The sequence below is a fragment of the Solidesulfovibrio sp. genome (assembly GCF_029978005.1).
Taxonomy (GTDB): domain Bacteria; phylum Desulfobacterota; class Desulfovibrionia; order Desulfovibrionales; family Desulfovibrionaceae; genus Solidesulfovibrio.
Genome location: NZ_JARKOZ010000009.1, coordinates 13,222 through 29,852, shown reverse-complemented (window position 1 = coordinate 29,852; position 16,631 = coordinate 13,222). Strand labels below are relative to the sequence as shown.

Sequence of the window (16,631 nt, the reverse complement as noted above, 5' to 3'; positions counted from 1 at the left end):
TACCAGGAATGGCTGAAGAGGAAGCAGGCCGATGAGACATAAGAAATCCGGACGCAAGTTTGGCAGGAACGCCTCCCACCGGAAGGCTATGCTGCGCAATATGGCGCGCTCGCTTTTCATCCACGAGCGTATCCGCACCACCGAACACAAGGCCAAAGAGCTGCGCGGCGTCGTCGAGCACCTCGTGACCCTGGCCCAGACCGACAGCGTCCACGCCCGTCGCCTGGTCTACAAGGTTCTCGAGAACCACCAGCTGGTGGCGCGCCTGTTCGACGAGATCGCCCCCCGCTTCAAGGGCCAGCCCGGCGGTTACACCCGGGTCGTCAAGATGGGCCTGCCCCGCACCGGCGACTGCGCTGCCATGGCGGTCATCGAGCTGACCAAGCAGGCCGGGGAAGAAGCCCCCAAGGCCGCCGCTCCCGCTCCGGCCGAGGCTCCGGCGACGCCTGAAGCGTCCCAGGATTAACGTGACTGCACAGAGCGGAACCTTCGGGTTCCGCTCTTTTTTGTTCCATCGCATAGATTTTTTCTATGGAGTGAATCTTTGTTATGGATATTCGGCGGCTTCAGGCCTTTGCCAAGGTCTACGACCTGCGCAGCTTTTCCAAGGCGGGGGAAGAGATGCTGCTGTCCCAACCGACCATCAGCGCCCATGTCATGGCCCTGGAAGAAGAACTCGGCACCCAGCTCTTCGACCGCCTGGGACGCACCATCCTGCCCACCCAGGCCGGCAACGTGCTCTACCGCTACTGCACAGCCATTTTCGGCCAGCTCGATCACGCCAGGGCGGACATCCTGGCCCTGTCCAAGCGGGTGGCCGGCGAACTGATCATCGGCGGCAGCACCATCCCTGCGCAGTACATCATCCCCAGGCTTGTCGCACGTTTTCTCGGCAACTATCCGGAAGTGCGCATCGAAGTGCGCTGCGGCGATACGTCCGAAATCATCGCCATGGTCGCGGAAGGGGCAGCGCACGTGGGCATTGTCGGCGCGCCCGCGTCCCAGGCCGAGCTCGTCTCCAGGCCCATCCTCCAGGACGAACTGGTGCTCATCGCGCCTGCCGCCCTGGCTGCTGCATCCGGCGCTGCGGCAACGGACCTCAAGACCAGGCTCCTCGGCGTGCCGTGGGTCATGCGCGAACCGGTGTCGGTCTCGGAGTTGGCCCTCGAACAGGCCCTGGCCCGGGCCGAAATGGACGGGCGCGACCTGCACGTCATGCTTCAGGTGCATTCGTCCGTAGCCATACTCGAATGCGTGGAGGCGGGCCTTGGCGTGGCCGCCATCTCGCGCATGGCTGCGGCGAATTATCTGGAACGCGGCGGCATCGCCATCCTGCCGGCCGAAGGCCTTGCCATGCGCCGTGATTTTTACGTGGTGCAGCACGGCCGCCGCTACATGTTTCCGGCCCAGCGCCTGTTTCTGCGCGCCTGCGACAGCGTACAGTAACCTTCTGGTTCCCCAACGAAAAAGGCCGCCCGGCATCCCGGGCGGCCTTTTTGTTTTGGCTTGTCTGGCGTTATTAACCGCCGATGAGCTGCATGGCCATCTTCGGCAGGGAGTTGGCCTGGGAGAGCATGGCCACTGCGGACTGGGTGAGGATCTGTTCCCGCACGAACTTGGTCATTTCCGTGGCCACGTCCACATCGGAAATCTGGGATTCCGCGGCCTGGAGGTTTTCGGCCTGGATCTGCAGGTTGGAGATGGTGTTCTCCAGACGGTTCTGCAGGGCGCCCAGGTTGGCGCGAATCTTGTCCTTGGAGACGATGGCCGTCTTGATGGCGTCCAGGGCTTCCTGGGCCTGCTGCTGCGTGGAGATGCTGCGGCCAGCCTTGCCTGCGGCAGCGCCGATGCCCACGCCCAGGGCCGAAGCCGTGGAGGTGCCGATCTGCACGTAGTAGTAGTCTTCCGCGCTGGCGTTGCCGGAGCCGAAATGCACCTTGAGCTTGCCGGTTGCGTTGATGCCGGAACCGTTGTGCGTCGCGCCGGACAGGTTGCCGTTGAGCAGGTAGATGCCGTTGAAGTCCGTGGCGTTGGCGATTCGGGTGATTTCCGAGGCCATCGCCTGGTATTCCGAGTCGATGATGAGGCGCTGGTCCGAGGTGTAGGTGCCGGTGGCGGCCTGTTCGGCCAGTTCCTTCATGCGGATGAGCTTTTCGTCCACGACCTGGAGCGCGCCGTCCGCCGTCTGGATCATGGAGATGGCGTCGTTGGCGTTGCGCACGCCCTGGTTGATGGAGGCGATGTCGGCGCGCATGAGCTCGCGAATGGCGAGACCGGCGGCGTCGTCCGCCGAAGAGTTGATGCGCAGGCCCGAGGACAGGCGCTGGGTAGAGGTGGACAGGGCGGAATACGAGTTGGACAGGTTGCGGGCCGCGTTGGCGGCCATTCCGTTGTAATTGATGGTCAGCGACATGGTTCGTTCCTCCTTGAAGGGATGCGGGCGTCCTTGCCCTTTTCGCGCTCCGGTCACGGCCGTGGGCCCTCGGCCGCCGGCGACCGGCATGTGCTTCTTTGTTAGGCTTATCGACCCCGGAAAATCGTTTCTTTAGCGGGGGCAATCGAAAGAGTGAAAAATTTTTTGCCGGGGCCAGGAAGGGGTGCCGGGAGGAGGCGCGTGGAAAGTTTTCGATGAAGTAATGACGCGAAGCAATAATGTATGGCGTATCATTTATAGTGGTGCAATTGATGTGGGCGGTGTTGCTGTTCAAAAGCGGTGCTTTGGAAGGATATGCCGCCTTTTGTGGACGATTTTGGTCGCGATGTTTTCACTTGCCTCACTATTATTGAAGAAGGATCGCTTCGGGCGGCGAGGTTGCTTGTCTGGTCGCTGCGGCGGCCAGCCCGGCAAAGCCCTGGAGCCGCGCCGTCCGTCGACGCACCGCGGTCACGGCGGCCGTTGCACGGACTGCAATGCGTCGTGGGCCGCACGACCGGGCCGAGGCGTCACGGAGGCGGAAAAGGAAGCCGGGAGCGGGTTTTGGCGCGCAACGCACCGGTCAGGGGCGGGGCCGGGCCGGCGGCGAGGCCGGCCGCGTGCGTCGTGTCGCGGAGAGGTCGGGATTATTCGCGGGCGATGGCCCGGGCCAGCAGGGCGTCGGCCGTTTCGGGAGAGAGCCCGCGCCCGGCGGCCAGGGTGGCCAGGTTCTCTTCGGCGTCGCTCGGGCGCAGGTACAGCGGCTCCACGGGGGCGAAGCCGTAGGCCGCGGTCCGGGCCGCGGCGAGGAGCGTGTCCGGATCCGGGGCGCAGGCCTCGGGGCCGAGGACCGTGGCCAGGGGCACGGCGCGCGAGAAGGCCTCGCGGTGGCGCACGGCCCCGTCGCCGACCAGCCACAGCGGGCCCACGGCTGCGCCGTCGGCCGCCCGGGCCAGGGCCGCATCGAGAAACAGCGCCTCGGGCCGGCCCATGGGGGCCAGGTCCCCGTCGGCCAGGAAGGCCTGGACATAGACCTGGCCGGCCCGGGCGTGGGTCACGGCCAGCACGGCCCCGGTGGCCGCCCGGGCGGCCGAGGCGGCCAGCAGCGGCAGGTAGTCGAGGCCGGCCATGGGCAGGCCCGCGCCAAGGGACAGCCCAAGCGCCGTGGCCAGGACCACCCGGATGCCGGTGAAGCTGCCCGGGCCGCGCACGCAGGCCACGCCGGCGAGCTGCGCCGGGCGCAGGCCCGCCTCGTCGAGCGCCTCGTCGATCATGGGGGCGAGCAGCTCGGCGGCGCGCCCGGAGGCCGGAGCCCGGCGCAGGATCGGGGCCTGCCCCGACCGGCCGAGCAGCACGGTCAGCTCGGGCGAGACGCCGTCGAGGACGAGCAGGGGGCCGTGGCCGGGCGTCGCCACGCCGCCCGCGGCCGTTTCCTTCACCGGGTCCATGCCTGTCGGTCGCTCCAGTTTCTCACAAATTGAAACGCTCCTAGCCGTCGAGCAGGCTCAACTGGCGGCGGATGTCGTTGACCGTGGCCAGGATCATGAGCCCGATGAGGAAGGCCAGGCCGATCTTCGTGGTCACGGCCCGCATGCGCGGGCTCACGGGCCGGCGCATGACGATCTCGATGGCGTAGAAGAGCAGGTGCCCGCCGTCGAGGACCGGGATGGGCAGGAGGTTCAGCACGCCCAGGTTGACGCTGATCAGCGCCGCCAGGGCCACCACGTTGCCGAGCCCCTCCGAGGCCTGCTTGCTGACCATCTGGGCGATCATGATGGGGCCGCCCAGGCTGTCCAGCGGCACCACGCGCTCGATGAGCTTGATGAGCCCCGTATAGGTGAGCACGACCACGTTCCAGGTCTGCTTGACGGCCTCGCCCGCGGCCGAGCCGGGGCCGAGCGGCACCGAGCGGGTCTTGCCCGAGGCCACGATGCCGACCAGGGGGGCGCTTTCCTCTTCGCCGAAGATGTTTTTGACCATGCGCACGGCCGGGGTCAGGGAAAAGGTCAGCTCCTGGCCCTCGCGCGAGACGGTGATGGTCACGGGCTTGCCGCCGCCGCCCCGGATGGCCTGGGCCATGGCCTCCCAGTTGGCCACGGCCTGGCCGCCGACGGAAAGGACCGTGTCCCCGGGCTTCACGCCGGCCGTCTCGGCCGGGCTGTCCTTCTGGACCTGACCGACGAGGGGCAGCATCTCGAAGCGGCCCTCGGCCACGAGCAGGCCCCAGAAGAGCAGCCAGGCCAGCACGAAGTTGAACACCGGGCCGGCGGCCACCACGATCATGCGCTGCCAGGCCGGCCGCAGGCGGAACTGGTCTTCGGGGGAAAAGCCGTCGGGCACCGGGTCGTCGGGGTCTTGGGCCACCAGTTGGACGTAGCCGCCAAGGGGAATGGCCGAGAGGACGTAGCGGGTGCGGCCCCGGGTGAAGCCCAAAAGCTTGGGGCCGAAACCCAGGGAAAAGGTGACCACGCCCATGCCGAAGGCCCGGGCGGCCAGGAAGTGCCCCAGTTCGTGGAAGAAGATCAGGCCCCCGAGAACCAGGGCCACGGCGAGGATGCTTTCGATCATGCGCGCTCGGTTGCGCCCGTTTCGCGCGTTGCGCGGGCGGGCGCGGGTTTGTCGCGGCTGGCGGTTCCCGGTTTATCCGGCCGCCGGCCGATGGATTTAGTATAAGCCGTCTGGGCGGCGATGCAACGTCAGGCGCGTTTGCGCGCCCAGTCCTTCGTGTCCCGCCGGACGCGGGCGTCGAGGTCCATGACGGCGTCGGCGTCCGGCACGGCCTCGCCCGGGTGGGCGCAAAGGGCCGCCTCGATGGCGGCGGGGATGCCCATGAAGGGGAGCCCCCCTTCCAGGAACAGGGCCACGGCCGCCTCGTTGGCGGCGTTTAGGACCACTGTGTGGCTGGGGCCGGCGCAAAGGGCCCGCCGGGCCAGGCCCAGGCAGGGAAAGTCCTTTTCGCGCGGGGCCTCGAAGGTGAGGCTCCCCAGCGTCACCAGGTCCACCCGGGACACGGACAGGGGGAGCCGCTCCGGGTAGCCCAGGCAATAGGCGATGGCCACGCGCATGTCCGCCGGGCCCAGGTGGGCCAGAAGCGACCCGTCGTGGAGCTGGGCCAGGGAGTGGACGATGCTCTGGGGATGGACCACCACGTCCACCATGGACACGGGCAGGCCGTAGAGCCGGCAGGCCTCGATGACCTCCAGGCCCTTGTTCATGAGCGTGGCCGAATCCACGCTGATCTTCGGACCCATGGCCCAGGTGGGGTGGGCAAGCGCCATGGCCGGGGTGACCCGGTCGAGCTCGTGGCGCGGCCGGGACCGGAAGGGGCCGCCCGAGGCCGTGAGCACGAGTTTTTCCACCAGGGACAGGTCCGGCAGCCCCGGGCCGCCCAATGCCTGGAACAGGGCGTTGTGCTCGGAATCCACGGGCAGGATGACCGCGCCCGAGGTCCGGGCCATCTCCCGGATGAGGTCGCCGGCCAGGACCAGGGACTCCTTGTTGGCCAGGGCCACCACCTTGCCGGCGGCCACGGCGGCGAGCGTGGGCGCGAGCCCGGCCGCGCCCACGATGGCCGAGACCACCACGTCCACGTCGGCCGCGCCGGCCACGGCGGCGTAGCCGGCCGGACCGACCAGGATGTCCGGGGCGTAGCCGGCGGGCAAAAGCGCCCGCAAGGCCTGGGCCCGCTCTTCCGTCAGCACGGCCAGGACGGGGGGGCGCAGGGCCGCGGCCTGTTCGGCGAGCAGGGCCACGTTGGTCGCCCCGGCCAGGGCGGCGACGATGTAGCGGTCCGGGTGCTCGGCGGCCACGCGCAGGGCGGACACGCCTATGGAGCCCGTGGCCCCGAGCACGGCCAAACGGCGGGGCCGGTCGGCCGGGAGCACGGACAGGGACGTGATGTAGCCCGAGGGCGCGGCCTCGGGGGGACAGGCGCGGGGACAGGACTGGGTCATGTGGGATTTTTCGTCCGGGCCGGCTCCTGGGCCCCGGGAGGGGCGATGCCGTAGCGGCCGAGGACCTCGGTGACGCGGGCCGGCAGGTTGGTGGCCACCTTGCCGAGCGCCGTCAGGTTGATGCACACGAAAAGTTCCACCTTGAAGGAGGCGTTCTCCCACAGGGCGACCAGGGAACGGGCCAGTTCCGGTTCGATCTGGAAGAGCTTCAGGCGCTCCTGGAATTCTCCCGGATTCTTGGGGCGCAGGAGCAGGGAGTCGGGCCGGTCGGCGTCGTCGTCGAAGAACTGCTTGCGCCGGACTTTGCCCAGGCCCGTTTCGGCCAGGGCGTCCACGGCCTCGCGGGAGACGCGGCGGGCCCGGGCGGCGCGCACCTGGATGCGCCCGGCGTCGGCCTCGCCCTTTTCCCGCAGCAGGGAGGCGAAGTCGAACTCCATGATGTTTTCGAGCACGAGGCCGAGGCGCGCGGCGTCGAAGGAGCCGGCGACCTGGAGGATGTAGGCCCGCTCCTTGGGCGCGAAGTCGCGCAGCGCCCGGGAGAAGTCCTCGCGCACCACCCGCAGCGAAACCGCCGCGCCCACGCACAGGGCCACGGTCTGCTCGTACAGGGCTTCCAGCCGGGCCTCGGCTTCCGGAGTCGAGATCCCCTCGGCCATGGCGGCGCGGTAGTCCGCGGCGGCGGCGTCCATGGCCGCCACCTGGGCGGCGAACAGGACCTCGTCGCGGTCGGCCCGGCGGTCCCAGCCGGGGATGTCGGCCCGGTTGAGGGCGGCCAGGGCCGCTTCGGTCACGGCCCGGCCCTCGGGAGCGGAGGAGGCCTCCTCGAAGGCGGTCTGGACCCGGGTCTTGGAGATGGCCTTGGTCGTGCCCTGGAGCTTTTCCAGCACCGCGTCGAAGGGAAAGGCGACGATGAGCAGCTGTCCGTCGCGCGACAGGCGGTAGCGGCGGTCGGCCAGGATGACGTCGTAGGCCCCGCGCACCTCCTCCTTGATGAACCGCTCGATGTAGGCCTTCCAGTAGTGCTCGTCGAAGACCAGGGTGGAGGTGATCTCCTCGATCTTGGCCAGGGAGTCCTCGCCGAAGTGGCGGATCACGGCGTCGCTGAAATGGTCCTTGATGAGGCTCGAGGCGTAGACCGCGCCCTGCAGGCACTTGGCTAGCACGGTCTCCACGCGCTCCAGGCGGCGGGCCAGCTTTTCCTGCTCCCCGGCGTCGCCCACGGCCTTGGCCTTGCCGTAGTGGTTGAGCTCGAGCAGGTAGGCCGAGAAGCGGTCCTTGACGTGCTCGTGGCCGCCGTGCAGGCCCTCGGCCCGGCGCAGCAGCATGTCCATGAGGCTTTGCTGCTCGGTCTCGAGCAGGGGGAATTCGTTGATGCGGCCCCGGTTGGAGCGCAGAAACTCCAGGAAGACGCGCTCCTCCAGCACTTCGCGCCGGGCCTTTATGGCCTTGAGCTCCTCGAGCCGGGACAGGCAGGCGGCGAAGCGCTCGTCGCGGCTTTCGGGGGCGGATTGGGCGGCGTCTTCCATGCGGCTGACCCTCCTTTAACCGAGCCCGACCAGGGGGCGGACGGCGGCGTAGGCCAGGATCGCGGGCAAAAGCCCGTCGATGCGGTCGAGGATGCCGCCGTGCCCGGGCAGCAGCGTCCCCGAGTCCTTGATGCCGGCGGCGCGCTTGAGCGCCGATTCGAAAAAGTCGCCGAGCTGCGACACCACGGCCAGCCCCGCTCCGATGCCGGCCAGGAGCCAGACCCCGGCCGGGGAGAAGAGGGCGAAGGCGGCCGCCACCAGGCCGGCGGCGGCGACGCCCCCCACCGTGCCGGCCCAGGTCTTGCCCGGGCTCACCGCCGGCCAGACCTTGGGGCCGCCCACGAGGTGGCCGGCGAAATAGGCCCCGGTGTCGGCGGCCATGACGGCGGCCAGGACGTAAAACGTCTCCAGGGGCGTGAAAAGGCAGAGGAACCGGAGGGAAAAGGGCACGTAGAGCAGGGCGGCGACCAGCACGGACCGCGGCGGCGCGGTGTCGCCGTGGCGAGCGAAGCGGCACAGAAAAAGGAATTGCTCGATCCACAGGGCCGCGCCCAGGCAGGCGAGAAAGATCGGCCAGCCCCCGGCCGCGGCGCTGCCGGCGGCCACGGCCCCGAGCGCCAGGCCGCAGGCCTCGATCACCGGTCCCGGCCGGCCGCGCATGGCGAAAAATTCCCGCATGCCGACCACCGAGGCCGCGGCCACCAGCACGGCCAGAACCCAGCCGCCGGCCCAGACCGCCGCGACAAGCAGCGGCAGGCCGACCAGGGCGGTCAGCCAGCGAGTCTTGAAGGATGCGCCGAACATGCTGTCCTCAAATCTCCCGGAATCCTCAGGATCGCCGTCCCCGGACGCAGGGCCTTTCCCCCGCGCTGCGGACGCAGGGATTCTTGGTAGAGCAAAAGCGGCCGGGCGTCCAATGCCGCGCGCCGCGTCCGGGAAATGCGCCCGGGAGCGCGTCGCAGGCGGCATGTCCGAAGGGCCGCTTTTCCCGGACGCGCCGGCCTGGGCGGCGAAGAGGCGCGCGGGGGGCCCGTCACTCCCACCAGGTGACGGGCTCGAAGGCGGCGGGCATGACCGCGGCCAGCCCGGGCAGCACCGATTCCTCGATCAACCGGCGCAGCCGTCCCTTGAGCGTCTTGTAATACACGTCGAACTCGACCACGAACCAGGCGTCGCCTTCGACCAGGCCGTCGGAAACGACCATGAGGTATTCGAAGCCCTGGCCGAAGCGGGACGGGCCCGTGACCGCGTCCGCGGCCTGGGCGAAGCGGGAGAAGCGCTCGAACAGGCCGAGCAGGGCCTCCCGCGCCTGCGGGGCGTCGTCGGGCTCGGTCTGGAAGGTCAGGGTGACGTAGCCGGAGCCGTCGGGGCGCACGAACTCGGCGATCTTGAGCACGCCCTCCTTGGCCGGGCCGCCCAGGCCCAAATCCAGGGAGAAGCCCGTGAACCCGGACAGGTGTTCGTGGGCCTTGAGTTCGCGCAGCTGCTTTTTGAGATCGATGACGTCCTCGGCCATGGCAGCCTCCGGGGGACGGGTCGTTTCGCGGAATTGGCGTCTTGTAAAAGCCTTTCCGGAGACGTATGCTTTTTTCATGCATTTGGCCACCGCGTTCCCGCCCGTCGCCGTCCGGGGGCTTCCTTGAGCGACCGGCATTACTACCAGTCCCTGACGCGCGTCATGGTGGCCTGGATGTCCGCCGTGGCCCTGGCCCCGCTTCTGGTGTGCGCGGCCGTGCTCGGCCACCAGTTCCACACCGCCTACCGGGCCAAGGTGGTGGCCCACCTCGAGGAGCTGGTGCTCAAGCACCAGCAGCAGGTGGGCGCGTTTCTGCGCGAGACCGCCGCCGAGCTGCGGGTGCTGGCCGAGATCGCTCCCTTCGACGATTTCGCCGACGACCGCCGGCTGGCCGCGCTGCTGTCCACCATGCAGCACGAGCACGGCGGCGTGTTCGTGGATCTGGGCCTGGTGGACGCCTCGGGCGCGCTCGTCTCCTATGCCGGCCCCTTCCGCCTGGGCCGGGCCGACTACGCCGAAGCGCCCTGGTTTCTGGCCGCCAGAAAGGGCGACGTGACCGTCTCCGACGTCTTTTTGGGCCTGCGCGGCCTGCCGCACTTCGTGGTGGCCGTGCGCGTGTCCCACGAGGGCCGGGACTACCTGGTGCGCGCCGCCATCGACTTCGCCGCCTTCAACCGGTTCGTGGAGAACATCGGTCTGGGGGCCACGGGCCAGGCCTTCATCCTCAACGCCCGGGGGGAGCTCCAGACCACGCCCAGGCGCGCGCCCAGGCTCGACGCGCCGTTTTTGCGCGAGCGCATCTGGGCCGGGCCGGGCGGCACGCCGGTTCAGGCCGGGGACCAGCCGCTGGTGTTCACCCACGACGACCCGGAATCGGGCCGCCAGATCCTGTACGTGGCCAGCGTCTTCAAGGACGGTCAGTGGGCCCTGGTCTACCAGCAGGACGAGGCCGACGCCTTTCCGGCGCTCTACCGGACGCGGCTTCTGGCCATCCTCATCGTGGTCTTCGGCGGCATCGGCATCCTGGCCGCCTGCTGGGTGCTGGCCCGCCGCATGGTGTCGCGGGTGGCCGCGGCCGACGCCGAGCGCGACCTCTTAAACGACCAGGTCATCGAGGCCGGCAAGCTGGCCTCGGTGGGCGAGCTGGCCGCCGGCATCGCTCACGAGATCAACAACCCCGTGGCCATCATGATGGAAGAGGCCGGCTGGGTGTCCGACATCCTGGCCGACGACGATCGCGACACGCCCGAGAACATGACCGAGATGCGCCGGGCCCTGGACCAGATCCGCCAGCAGGGCGCGCGCTGCAAGGAAATCACGCACAAGCTCCTGAGCTTCGCCCGCAAGACCGACGAGCGCATAAAAGAGCTCGACCTCAACGACCTCGTCGCCGAGATGGCCGAGTTGTCGGAAAAGCGCGCCCGCTACGTCAACGTGCATATCGCCACGGACCTGGGCGGGAATCTCCCCCACGTGGCCGGCTCGCCCTCGGAGCTGCAGCAGCTCGTGCTCAACCTCGTCAACAACGCCATGGACGCCATGGAGAAAAACGGCGGCGACCTGACGCTTGCCACGCGCCTGGCCGGCGACCGCGTGGTCCTGACCGTCTCGGACACGGGCCACGGCATGCCCAAGGCCGTGGCCGCCCGCATCTTCGAGCCCTTCTTCACCACCAAGGCCGTGGGCAAGGGCACGGGGCTCGGGCTTTCCATCTGCTACGGCATCGTCAAAAAGCTCGGCGGCGAAATCACCGTGGAATCCGCGCCGGAGCAGGGCGCGACCTTCAGGGTCTTCCTGCCGTCGGCGGGAAAGCCCGGCGAGGACGCGACGCCCGATCGCACCCCCCAGGCCTGAAGCCCGGCCCGAGGAACAAGCATGAGCGAACAGAACCCCTTGCGGGTCCTTCTGGTGGACGACGAGGCGGGCTTCACCGACGTGCTGGCCAAGCGCCTGCGCCGCCGGGGGCTTTTCGTGTCCGTGGCCCTGTCCGGGGCCGAGGGGCTGCGGCTTTTGCGCGAGAACGACTTCGACGCCGCCGTGTGCGACCTCAAGATGGTGGACATGGACGGCATCGAGGTGCTCAAGGTCTTCAAGAAGATGGTGCCGGCCATGCCCGTGATCATGCTCACCGGGCACGGCTCCGAGGAGGCGGCCAAGGACGGGCTTTCCGCCGGGGCCGCCGACTACCTGCTCAAACCCTGCGACATCGACGAACTGCTGGCCAAGCTCGCCGAGGCCGTGGCCAAGGCCGCCGGCTCCGGCCCCGCCTGATCCGCCCCTCCCGAGGGCACGAGAGGAACCCCCCGTATGGACGACGCCGCCCGTTTCGACGCCAGGGCCGCCGCCTGGGACGCCAGTCCCCACCGCCGCAAGCTGACCGCCGACATCGCCTCGGCCATGGAGCGGGTCGGCCTTTTCCGCCAGCCCGTGCCCGACGCCCTGGACTTCGGTTGCGGCACGGGCCTTTTGACCCTGGAACTGTCCCGGCGCTGCGAGCGCGTCACGGGGCTCGATTTTTCGCCCGGCATGCTGGCCGCCCTGGACGCCAAGATCGAGGCGGCGGGGCTTTCCAACGTCGCCACCATCCTGGCCGACCTGGCCGCCGGCGACCCTGTGCCCGGGCGCTACGACCTGGTGGCCAGCGCCATGGTCCTGCACCACGTGGCCGAGCTCGACGCGGTGCTGGCGCGCCTGTTCGCCGCCGCGCAGAAAGGCGGCCGCATCGCCCTGGCCGACCTGGACAGCGAGGGCGGGGCCTTTCACGACGACAACGCCGGGGTGCACCATTTCGGCTTCGACCGGCTGGAGCTGGCCGACATGCTGGCCGGCATCGGCTTCACCGCCATCGACGCCGTGGACGCCGCGGTCATCGAAAAGCCCGGTCCCTGCGGCGCGGTGCGCTCCTTCACGGTTTTTTTGATGACCGCCATGCGGCCCTGACGCCGCTTGCCCCGACATCCCGGGGGGTTGCCGCCGCGCCCGTGTTTGCCCCGCCCCCTACCCCGTGCCGGGAAAATGTATTATAGGGCCTTCCCACCCAACGAAACAGAGGACTGTTCATGATCGGCATATCCAAGCTTTACTGCGGCGGGGTCGAGCCCTCGGACGCGTTGCGCTACGGCCGCCACTCCGGCAAGCTCCCTTCCCACCTGCTGCAATTCTCCAAGGACAAGAAGCCCGTCGTGGTCTGGAACATGACCCGCCGCTGCAACCTCAAGTGCGTGCACTGCTACGCCAAGGCCGTGGACCCGGAAGGCGTCGACGACATCGGCACGGCCGAGGCCAAGGCCATGATCGACGACCTGGCCGCCTTCGGCGCGCCGGTCATGCTCTTTTCCGGCGGCGAGCCGCTGGTGCGCAAGGACCTGACCGAACTGGCCTCCCACGCCACCTCGCGCGGCATGCGCGCCGTCATCTCCACCAACGGCACGCTGATCAGCCGCGAAAAGGCCCGGGAACTCAAGGCCGTGGGACTTTCCTACGTGGGCATTTCCCTCGACGGCGGGGAAGAGGTCCACGACCGCTTCCGGGGCGTGGCCGGTTCCTATAAAAAGGCCCTGCAAGGCATCGAGAACTGCCAGAAGGAAGGCCTCAAGGTGGGGCTGCGCTTCACCATCAACAAGCGAAACGCAAGCGAAGTGCCGCTGCTGTTCGACCTCCTGCGCGACCTCGAAGTGCCGCGCATCTGCTTCTACCACCTGGTCTACGCCGGGCGCGGCTCGGAGCTCATCAAGGAAGACCTGGACCACGCCGCCACGCGCGCCCTGGTCGACCTCATCATGGACCGCACCCGGGCCCTGCACGACGCCGGCCTGCCCAAGGAAGTGCTCACCGTCGACAACCACGCCGACGGCCCCTACGTCTACCTGCGCCTTTTGCGCGAGGACCCGGCCCGGGCGGCCGAGGTCAAGGAACTGCTGTCGTTTAACGAAGGCAACAGCTCCGGCCGGGGCATCGGCTGCATCTCCTGGGACGGCAAGGTCCACGCCGACCAGTTCTGGCGCAACCACGTGTTCGGCAACGTGCGGGAGCGGCCGTTCTCCCAGATCTGGGACGACCCGGCCATCGAACTGCTGGCCAGGCTCAAGGACAAGAAGCGCCACGTGACCGGGCGCTGCGCCGGCTGCCGTTACCTGGAAATCTGCGGCGGCAACTTCCGGGCCCGGGCCGAGGCCGTCTCCGGCGACGTCTGGGGGCCCGATCCGGCCTGCTACCTGACCGACGACGAGATTCGCCCCGAAGAATAGCGGGACGCCGGGCGAAAGAAACGAGAAAGGGCCGTACGCGTGGCGTACGGCCCTTTTCCTGTTGGTCGGCGAGGCAAACGGTGAAGAGGCTCTCGCGGGGAGAGGGGATCGCGACCCCCCTTGGGGTGGTCCAGGCGGGGGGCTCGCCCCCTCCTGGCCGCCGGAGGCTTCCCCCTGCGAAATTAAAACAGCGTATGCTGGTCGAGGTGCACGCCCCGGATGCGCAGCAGCGCTTCCTCGGCCCGGCGGCGCATACGGAAAAGGGCCCGCAGGCAGGTCAGGTCGTTTTCCCCGGCGATGGCCGAAAGGGCCTCCATGGCCACGGCCAGCTTGGCCGTGTCGTCCATGACCGGGGCCGGCCCGGCTTCCGCGATGGTTTTGATGTCCTTGACCCTGGCCAGCGATGCCGCATTCGCGCTCATGACGTCCTACTCCCCCAGGCCACGCCCCGTGGCGGTTGATTTCGGCGGCGGTCATACTCCCGGCCCGCGGCGGTGTAAAGCGTTGCCGGCCAGTTGACCATGGCCGGGGAAAAGGAATATGGGACAATGGAAGCGCCGCTCAGCATCCAGCACGGCCACACGGCCACACGGCAACACGGCGGCGCGCGAAGGACCGTATCGTGGGCAGGCTTCCCGTGGACGCGCTCGAACCGGGCATGGTGCTCGCGTCGGACCTCATGGGTTCCGACGGCAAGATGCTGTTGCCGAGGGGCATGACGCTCACCGACAGCCTCATCGGCAGCCTGCGCAAGCGCGGCGTGGTCGGAGCCGACGTGGCCGCGGCCGGCGACGGCGACGAGGGAGGCATGGCCGACATCGACGAGGTGCTGCTCCAGGAGAGCGCCGCCCACGTGGCCCGGCGGTTCCTGGCCGGCGACCTGTCCCACCCGGCCATCGCCGCCCTGTACGAGATCGCCGTGCAGCAGCAGGCCCGGGCCCTGGCCTCCGGCGTGCCCATCCTGCCCGACATCGCCCCCGGTCCCCGGGCGGAGTCCATGACCGACATGTTCTTCCGCGAGGAAGGCGGCGTGGAGGACCTCGTGGACAGCGAGGTCAAGCTGGCCTCGTTCCCGGACATTTACTTCAAGATCCGGCAGGTGCTCGATTCGTCCGTGAGCACCTCGGCGCAAGTGGCCGACGTCATCAGCAAGGACACGAGCCTCACGGCCAAGCTCTTAAAGCTCGTCAACAGCCCCTTCTACGGCCTGCCCCACCGCGTGGACTCCATCAGCCGGGCGGTCATGGTCCTCGGCAGCCAGGAGGTCTCCACCCTGGCCCTTGGCATCGCGGCCATGAACGCCTTCAAGGATATCCCCCCGGAACTGATCAACATGCGCACGTTCTGGGAGCACTCCATGGCCGTCGGCGTCTTCGCCAGGCTCCTTGGCGGCGCGGCGGCGAAAAACGGCTCCGAGCGGCTGTTCGTGGCCGGGGTGCTCCACGACATCGGCCGGCTGGTCATCTTCAAGAAGCTCCCCCACGCCGCCGTGGAGGCCATCTATTACGCCAAGGGCAACATGACGCCCCTGTGCGTGGCCGAAAACGAGGTGCTGGGCTTTTCCCACCCGCTCATCGGCGGGCTCCTGCTCAAGGCCTGGAAGTTCCCCGAGGCGCTGGTCGCGGCCGTGTCCTGCCACCACACTCCCTCGGCTTCCCCTGGCGACGTCGAGGCGGCCATCCTGCACATGGCCGACATCATGGCCGTGGCCCTGGGCTTCACGCCGCCGGCCTCGGTCATGGTGCCTCCCCTCGAGCCCGCGGCCTGGGACCTGTTGGGGCTCGACCCCGCCCGGCTGGCCGACGTGGCCGCCGCCGGCCAGGACCAGATCGACGACATCGTGGGCTCCTTCTTCCCGGCCCGCAAGCACTGATCCAACGCAAGCAAGCGAGGTTTTGCCATGGCTTTCGGCGAGTTTCATCGCGGCCGCAGGTTGCGCCGCACGGCTTTTCTGCGCGACATGGTGCGCGAGACCGAACTGCGTCCCGCCGACCTCATCCAGGGCTATTTCGTGGTGGACACGCCCGATGCGAATTTCGAGAAGCCGCTGGGGTCCATGCCCGGCCAGTCCCAGCTGTCCGTGGAGAAGCTCGTGGCCCGGGTGGGCGCGGCCATGGACGACGGCCTGCGCTCGGTCATCGTCTTCGGCCTGCCCGAAAAAAAGGATCCGGTCGGCTCCGGGGCCTACGCCGACGACGGCATCGTGCAGCGCGCCGTCATGCGGCTCAAGGAGACCTATCCGCAGCTGGCCGTGGTCACGGACGTGTGCCTGTGCGAATACACCAGCCACGGCCACTGCGGCCTGCTCGACGGCCACGGCGAGGTGCAAAACGACCCCACCCTGGACCTGCTCGCCAGGACGGCCGTGAGCCACGCCCGGGCCGGGGCGGACATCATCGCGCCCTCGGACATGATGGACGGCCGGGTGGGGGCCATCCGCATCGCCCTGGACGAGGCCGGCTTTTCCCACATCCCGGTCATGTCCTACGCCGTGAAGTACGCCTCGGCCTTCTACGGCCCCTTCCGCGAGGCGGCCGAGAGCGCCCCGGCCTTCGGCGACCGCAAAGGCTACCAGATGGACCCGGCCAATGTGCGCGAGGGCCTGCGCGAGGCCGCCGCCGACCTGGCCGAGGGCGCGGACATCCTCATGGTCAAGCCGGCCATGCCCTACCTCGACGTGGTGCGGCTTTTGCGCGACAGCTTCGACACGCCCATCGCCGCCTACCAGGTCAGCGGCGAATACGCCATGCTGCAGGCGGCCATCGCCAACGGCTGGCTCGACGAGAAGCGGGCCATCCTGGAATCGCTCACCGGCATCAAGCGCGCCGGCGCGGACATGATCATCACCTACTTCGCCGAGAAGGTGCTGCCCTGGCTCTAGCCCCGCGCCTTGCCTCGCCCCGGCCAACCATTATATCAGACAGACCCGAGCGGCCGCTGCCTTGGCGGCGGCCGCTCCAAATCCCGTCCAAGGAG

The 16,631-nt window shown here is 68.8% G+C and carries 16 protein-coding genes; 8 read left to right on the top strand and 8 right to left on the bottom strand.

Annotation, left to right across the window (positions count from 1 at the left end; all coding sequences use genetic code 11):
- Window positions 1-31: 31 nt before the first annotated feature.
- Entirely contained in the window at window positions 32-466 is a 435-nt protein-coding gene (gene rplQ, locus Q1K70_RS01165; RefSeq protein ID WP_300154581.1) for a 50S ribosomal protein L17, read from the top strand.
- Between the two features lie 83 nt (window positions 467-549).
- Window positions 550-1,446: a selenium metabolism-associated LysR family transcriptional regulator gene (locus tag Q1K70_RS01160; protein ID WP_300154578.1), complete on the top strand. Its 897-nt coding sequence runs from the start codon at window positions 550-552 to the stop codon at window positions 1,444-1,446.
- Between the two features lie 73 nt (window positions 1,447-1,519).
- Here the strand turns inward: Q1K70_RS01160 and Q1K70_RS01155 are convergent, their stop codons facing one another.
- The 7 genes from Q1K70_RS01155 to Q1K70_RS01125 all read right to left on the bottom strand — a co-directional run bounded on the left by Q1K70_RS01155 (window position 1,520) and on the right by Q1K70_RS01125 (window position 9,408).
- On the bottom strand, window positions 1,520-2,413 hold the full coding sequence (locus Q1K70_RS01155) for a flagellin (RefSeq protein WP_300154575.1): 894 nt from the start codon (window positions 2,411-2,413) through the stop codon (window positions 1,520-1,522).
- Window positions 2,414-3,060: 647 nt separating this feature from the next.
- On the bottom strand, window positions 3,061-3,861 hold the full coding sequence (gene tsaB, locus Q1K70_RS01150) for a tRNA (adenosine(37)-N6)-threonylcarbamoyltransferase complex dimerization subunit type 1 TsaB (protein ID WP_300154572.1): 801 nt from the start codon (window positions 3,859-3,861) through the stop codon (window positions 3,061-3,063).
- Window positions 3,862-3,901: 40 nt separating this feature from the next.
- On the bottom strand, window positions 3,902-4,981 hold the full coding sequence (rseP, locus tag Q1K70_RS01145; protein WP_300154569.1) for an RIP metalloprotease RseP: 1,080 nt from the start codon (window positions 4,979-4,981) through the stop codon (window positions 3,902-3,904).
- A gap of 128 nt (window positions 4,982-5,109) precedes the next feature.
- Complete coding sequence (gene dxr / locus Q1K70_RS01140; RefSeq protein WP_300154567.1) at window positions 5,110-6,366, bottom strand: 1-deoxy-D-xylulose-5-phosphate reductoisomerase; 1,257 nt, start codon at window positions 6,364-6,366, stop codon at window positions 5,110-5,112.
- Window positions 6,363-7,892, bottom strand: a complete 1,530-nt coding sequence (locus Q1K70_RS01135; RefSeq protein WP_300154565.1) for a hypothetical protein — start codon at window positions 7,890-7,892, stop codon at window positions 6,363-6,365. The genes dxr and Q1K70_RS01135 overlap by 4 nt, the downstream gene beginning before the upstream one ends.
- 15 nt (window positions 7,893-7,907) lie before the next feature.
- The gene (locus Q1K70_RS01130) at window positions 7,908-8,696 is read right to left on the bottom strand and encodes a phosphatidate cytidylyltransferase (protein WP_300154563.1); all 789 of its coding nucleotides are present in this window, start codon (window positions 8,694-8,696) and stop codon (window positions 7,908-7,910) included.
- Between the two features lie 229 nt (window positions 8,697-8,925).
- Window positions 8,926-9,408, bottom strand: a complete 483-nt coding sequence (locus Q1K70_RS01125; protein ID WP_300154560.1) for a hypothetical protein — start codon at window positions 9,406-9,408, stop codon at window positions 8,926-8,928.
- Between the two features lie 123 nt (window positions 9,409-9,531).
- Between Q1K70_RS01125 and Q1K70_RS01120 the strand changes: the two genes are divergently transcribed.
- The 4 genes from Q1K70_RS01120 (at window position 9,532) to ahbC (ending at window position 13,655) form a co-directional block, all read left to right on the top strand.
- Entirely contained in the window at window positions 9,532-11,262 is a 1,731-nt protein-coding gene (locus tag Q1K70_RS01120) for a PAS domain-containing sensor histidine kinase (RefSeq protein ID WP_300154558.1), read from the top strand.
- A gap of 21 nt (window positions 11,263-11,283) precedes the next feature.
- A complete protein-coding gene (locus Q1K70_RS01115; protein WP_300154556.1) occupies window positions 11,284-11,679 on the top strand; it encodes a response regulator in 396 nt (131 codons plus the stop codon).
- Window positions 11,680-11,715: 36 nt separating this feature from the next.
- A complete protein-coding gene (locus Q1K70_RS01110; RefSeq protein WP_300154555.1) occupies window positions 11,716-12,348 on the top strand; it encodes a class I SAM-dependent methyltransferase in 633 nt (210 codons plus the stop codon).
- 119 nt (window positions 12,349-12,467) lie between these two features.
- Window positions 12,468-13,655: a 12,18-didecarboxysiroheme deacetylase gene (gene ahbC, locus Q1K70_RS01105; RefSeq protein WP_300154552.1), complete on the top strand. Its 1,188-nt coding sequence runs from the start codon at window positions 12,468-12,470 to the stop codon at window positions 13,653-13,655.
- Between the two features lie 182 nt (window positions 13,656-13,837).
- Here ahbC and Q1K70_RS01100 read toward each other — a convergent pair whose 3' ends face one another.
- Complete coding sequence (locus Q1K70_RS01100) at window positions 13,838-14,077, bottom strand: hypothetical protein (protein ID WP_300154550.1); 240 nt, start codon at window positions 14,075-14,077, stop codon at window positions 13,838-13,840.
- 200 nt (window positions 14,078-14,277) lie between these two features.
- Between Q1K70_RS01100 and Q1K70_RS01095 the strand changes: the two genes are divergently transcribed.
- Together Q1K70_RS01095 and hemB are read left to right on the top strand one after the other, a co-directional pair.
- Window positions 14,278-15,528, top strand: a complete 1,251-nt coding sequence (locus Q1K70_RS01095) for an HDOD domain-containing protein (protein ID WP_300154547.1) — start codon at window positions 14,278-14,280, stop codon at window positions 15,526-15,528.
- 27 nt (window positions 15,529-15,555) lie between these two features.
- Window positions 15,556-16,536: a porphobilinogen synthase gene (hemB, locus tag Q1K70_RS01090; protein WP_300154544.1), complete on the top strand. Its 981-nt coding sequence runs from the start codon at window positions 15,556-15,558 to the stop codon at window positions 16,534-16,536.
- Window positions 16,537-16,631 lie beyond the last annotated feature (95 nt).

Excerpts from the sequence above, each read along its gene's own strand:
- Q1K70_RS01125 (WP_300154560.1), bottom strand. The coding sequence starts at position 9,408 with ATGGCCGAGGACGTCATCGATCTCAAAAAGCAGCTGCGCGAACTCAAG.
- dxr (WP_300154567.1), bottom strand. The coding sequence starts at position 6,366 with ATGACCCAGTCCTGTCCCCGCGCCTGTCCCCCCGAGGCCGCGCCCTCG.
- rplQ (WP_300154581.1), top strand. The coding sequence starts at position 32 with ATGAGACATAAGAAATCCGGACGCAAGTTTGGCAGGAACGCCTCCCAC.
- Q1K70_RS01130 (WP_300154563.1), bottom strand. The coding sequence starts at position 8,696 with ATGTTCGGCGCATCCTTCAAGACTCGCTGGCTGACCGCCCTGGTCGGC.
- Q1K70_RS01115 (WP_300154556.1), top strand. The coding sequence starts at position 11,284 with ATGAGCGAACAGAACCCCTTGCGGGTCCTTCTGGTGGACGACGAGGCG.
- Q1K70_RS01160 (WP_300154578.1), top strand. The coding sequence starts at position 550 with ATGGATATTCGGCGGCTTCAGGCCTTTGCCAAGGTCTACGACCTGCGC.
- Q1K70_RS01110 (WP_300154555.1), top strand. The coding sequence starts at position 11,716 with ATGGACGACGCCGCCCGTTTCGACGCCAGGGCCGCCGCCTGGGACGCC.
- Q1K70_RS01135 (WP_300154565.1), bottom strand. The coding sequence starts at position 7,892 with ATGGAAGACGCCGCCCAATCCGCCCCCGAAAGCCGCGACGAGCGCTTC.
- hemB (WP_300154544.1), top strand. The coding sequence starts at position 15,556 with ATGGCTTTCGGCGAGTTTCATCGCGGCCGCAGGTTGCGCCGCACGGCT.
- tsaB (WP_300154572.1), bottom strand. The coding sequence starts at position 3,861 with ATGGACCCGGTGAAGGAAACGGCCGCGGGCGGCGTGGCGACGCCCGGC.
- ahbC (WP_300154552.1), top strand. The coding sequence starts at position 12,468 with ATGATCGGCATATCCAAGCTTTACTGCGGCGGGGTCGAGCCCTCGGAC.
- rseP (WP_300154569.1), bottom strand. The coding sequence starts at position 4,981 with ATGATCGAAAGCATCCTCGCCGTGGCCCTGGTTCTCGGGGGCCTGATC.
- Q1K70_RS01155 (WP_300154575.1), bottom strand. The coding sequence starts at position 2,413 with ATGTCGCTGACCATCAATTACAACGGAATGGCCGCCAACGCGGCCCGC.
- Q1K70_RS01100 (WP_300154550.1), bottom strand. The coding sequence starts at position 14,077 with ATGAGCGCGAATGCGGCATCGCTGGCCAGGGTCAAGGACATCAAAACC.